5 protein-coding genes are annotated in these 3881 nt (G+C 36.8%); 1 reads left to right on the top strand and 4 read right to left on the bottom strand.

Annotated elements, in window-relative coordinates:
• Positions 1-643 (bottom strand): collagen-like repeat preface domain-containing protein (locus AC1DTM_RS19880; RefSeq protein ID WP_477000709.1); only part of this gene is annotated, 643 nt, incomplete at its 3' end.
• A gap of 116 nt (positions 644-759) precedes the next feature.
• Positions 760-1722, bottom strand: coding sequence for a tyrosine-type recombinase/integrase (locus tag AC1DTM_RS19875; RefSeq protein ID WP_016105898.1), 963 nt, complete (start codon positions 1720-1722; stop codon positions 760-762).
• Positions 1723-1835: 113 nt separating this feature from the next.
• Here AC1DTM_RS19875 and spoVK point away from each other — a divergent pair, with 113 nt between their 5' ends.
• Positions 1836-2792, top strand: a complete 957-nt coding sequence (gene spoVK / locus AC1DTM_RS19870) for a stage V sporulation protein K (RefSeq protein ID WP_078180977.1) — start codon at positions 1836-1838, stop codon at positions 2790-2792.
• Positions 2793-2824: 32 nt separating this feature from the next.
• On the opposite strand, the gene AC1DTM_RS19865 is transcribed toward spoVK, so the two are convergent.
• Complete coding sequence (locus AC1DTM_RS19865; protein WP_477000708.1) at positions 2825-2962, bottom strand: hypothetical protein; 138 nt, start codon at positions 2960-2962, stop codon at positions 2825-2827.
• A gap of 99 nt (positions 2963-3061) precedes the next feature.
• Entirely contained in the window at positions 3062-3685 is a 624-nt protein-coding gene (locus tag AC1DTM_RS19860) for a trimeric intracellular cation channel family protein (RefSeq protein ID WP_002111257.1), read from the bottom strand.
• Positions 3686-3881 lie beyond the last annotated feature (196 nt).

The raw sequence follows: 3881 nt of genomic DNA, 5'->3' as shown, positions 1-3881 counted from the left end.
CTCTAGGACCGGTAGCACCAGTAGCGCCYGTGTTACCTCTAGGACCGGTAGCACCAGTAGCGCCTGTGTTACCTCTAGGACCRGTRGMACCAGTAGCGCCCGTGTTACCTCTAGGACCGGTAGCACCAGTAGCGCCCGTRTTACCTCTAGGTCCAGTAGGTCCAGTAGGTCCTCGACCGAACGAAGCTGAATTAACTAGGGTAGTTTGTAATTCGGCTATTAGTTTAAGGAGTTCTTGGAGTGTACACGGGTCAATTCGGAATAGCTTTGTAATGTATAGTATATAATTAATTAGGTTTTGAAGTTCAATAAATACAGCACTTGCTACGAAGGTTGGATTTTTTAATATAGTTATTAAGTTTTTAATGATGGCTAATCCTTGTGCTTTCAGAGCGGAAGTGGTGTCTAGTGAACAGATGAATTTGCTTAGTAGGTGCAATGTATCTATTAGATCCTCTATGTTTTTGGGAGATGGATTGGCGAAAAGTTTAGGGATTATTTTTATTAAATCGTTAATGATTGCGCGGAATGTTCTAATTTGCGCTTTAGTAATTGGGATTGTTGGGGTAGTTGGAATGCGTCCAGCGCTAGTTGGAAAGCACGGATTGGAGTATTTATTTTGATCGTCGTTAAAGCGAGACATTAAATCTCTCCTTTCTAATAAGAATGTGAACGAAACTCATCATAGTAGATGCAGGGAATGGTTAAATGGTCATCATGAAATTGATTGTTTCGAGAAAAAAATAAAAAAACGCCTTATTATAGGGCGTTTTTTTTATTTTCAGCATATTGATAATACCGTTTTAGTGAAATTTTTGATTTGAAGCCAACTAATTTTATGATCTCTGGCTCTGGGGTTTGTTTTTTTATTAGGCGTAAAATAAACGTGTTCCGGAAATGCTGTCCAGAAATGCCTTTACGTAAATTCGCTCTTGCTACTTCAAGTCGGATCATTTTTTGAATAGCGATTTCTGTTAGTGCTTTTGGTGCGTCGTTTTCATATACCCATCTGTATGTTCCGCGGTTAAAATCGAATGCGACAAACAACGGGTCATTACTATGATATTTAGGACGAACTGGTTCTGGAATACTTTTATAATATGTGTACAGTTGTTTTTTGTCTTCGGTTGCTAAGGGGATTGTTCTTTCTACTCCTGCGGTTGCCGGAATAGAAAGTGTATTAGTTTCAAAATGAACGTGATGCATAGTTAATGCTGTAAGCTCTTGTAAGGATAGTCCGTAGTCGATTAATAGACTTAAAATGGCAATGTTACGATCCATTAATAACGGACGAACAGGACGTTGTTTTTCTGAAAGTCCTTCTAATGAAGTGACTATATACTTTAATCTTTTTTCTTCCTCGCATGAAATGAAATCTTCATTACGCAATGCACGGTTTGGTTGAATAGTAATTTCCATATTCTTTAATGGATTTGGAATGTTAAGAAAATGATGCATTCTATTTAATACAATAAATACACGATGCATTGTTTTCTCAGAGTAGTGTCGATTCTTTTTTAAGTCTGAAAAGTAATCTTCATAGTCTTTTGTACAAAGTGTTGCCCATATATTACTGGAAGGGAGCTTTTTGTTTTTTTCTAACCAATGTCCAAAATCTTCAATGTCATAAACATAACGTTTAATGGTTGAAGACTTTCGGCCTTTATTCAATAAAAAAATAGAAAAGGCTTGTATTGTATCATGGAATTCCGTTGTTTCCATAGTCCCACCACCTTGATTATTTCTTATATTATAGCAAACTTTTCTGAAAATAGGCATTTGCAAGAGGGACTGGAATAATAATATTTGGTGAGTGGATAAAATGAGGTGATTGTATGGAACAATCGATGCGTAAGAAAAATAACAATCAAATTAATATTGTATTAAACCATCGAAAGAAAATTTCGTTACCGGCACCAGAAAATAAAACGGTAATTTCAAGTGAAACCACTACTAAACATGAGATGTTGCAGAGAATTGAAGAAGAGATGGGAAAACTTGTTGGGATGGATGATATAAAAAAGATAATAAAAGAAATTTATGCTTGGATTTATGTAAACAAAAAAAGGCAAGAGGTGGGGTTGAAGTCTGAGAAGCAAGTGCTTCACATGTTATTTAGGGGGAATCCGGGTACTGGGAAGACAACCGTTGCTAGAATGATAGGGAAATTGTTGTTTGAGATGAATATTTTATCGAAGGGGCATTTAGTTGAAGCTGAACGTGCTGATCTTGTAGGTGAGTATATCGGTCATACAGCGCAGAAGACAAGAGATTTAATAAAGAAGGCTATGGGAGGGATTTTATTTATTGATGAGGCGTATTCATTAGCGCGGGGTGGAGAGAAGGATTTTGGGAAGGAAGCTATTGATACACTTGTGAAGCATATGGAAGATAAGCAGCACGGTTTTGTATTAATTTTAGCTGGATATTCAAGAGAGATGAATCATTTTCTTTCATTAAATCCAGGATTACAATCTCGTTTTCCGTTTATTATTGAATTTGCGGATTACTCGGTAAATCAGTTGTTGGAAATTGGAAAGAGAATGTATGAAGAGCGTGAATATCAGTTATCGAAAGAAGCAGAGTGGAAATTTAGAGATCATTTACATGCGGTCAAGTATTCGTCACAAATTACATCATTTAGTAATGGGCGATACGTACGGAATATTGTTGAAAAATCAATTCGCACACAAGCTATGCGATTGTTACAAGAGGATACGTATGATAAATATGATTTAATTGGGATATCAAGTATGGATTTGATGCTTGAAGAGGAGACGCACAGTACGTAAACTGTGCGTCTGTTTTTTGATGTATAAGTACGTTACTCTTTTTTCGCTTTTTCTTGGTAAGATTTATGGGAGCGTTCCATTTTAGCGCTTTTTTCGTGTGCTGAATTAGGATCGTGTGTAATTTGGTCTACTGAGCTTTTTTGAGCACCTTTATTAACATGGTTTGTCATTTGTATTCACCTCGCTTTAAAAGTTAGTATGAACATTATGTAAAGAAAAACTCGTTAGAAAAGAAAAACCTCTTTACGATATGTAAAGAGGTTAGAGCGCTATTTATGCATTGAACGTTCCTTTGTATCAATACGTCTATGCGGTAAATGCCATTTGTAATGAATAGAAATCATGCGGAAGCAAACAATTAAAATGAATAAGGTGTATAGAGCCCAATCGCTAACGATAATTTTAGCGCCAATTAAGAACCCTGCTAAAATCGTCCAAAACGCATATACGTCAGCTCGAAGGACAAGAGGCTTTCTGCGAGCTAAAAGGTCGCGAATAATACCGCCGCCGATGCCTGTTAAAACAGCAGCTACGATTGTAGCGCTGATTGGTAAATCTAGTTTTTGAGCATATAGTGCTCCTTGTACAGCGAATGCTGATAAACCGATGGCGTCCGTGATGTTTTCCCACTTTTTCCAATGTCTAATTAATTTATTTGGAAAAAGAAAAATAATCGTCATTGATAATAGTGCGATTTGGAATAACATGTCTTGTTGCCAAAATGCGACGATTGGATAACCGATTAATAAATTACGAAGGGCACCTCCCCCAAATGCGGTTGCCATTCCTAAAATATATACCCCGAAAATATCATAATCTTCTTCCATTGCAACAATGGCTCCGCTTAGTGCGAAGGCGATTGTGCCTATGATGCTAAAAATCTCCCATGCCATGAATTTTCTCCCCCGCTAACTAGATGAAATATGCTTCCTCTGCTATTATATTAGAAGGTTTAAATTTCGAAAAGGATGAGTGAACATATTTGATGGAAGAAAAAGAAAAAGTCATATTAGTTGGCTGTCAATTGTCGCAAGATGATKATGAAAAATTTATGCATTCCATGAAAGAACTGGCATCGCTAGCAAAGAC

The organism is Bacillus sp. P4_D3, assembly GCF_056401855.1.
The sequence above is the reverse complement of the archived record's forward strand: the minus strand, read 5'-3'. Positions and strand labels throughout refer to the sequence as shown.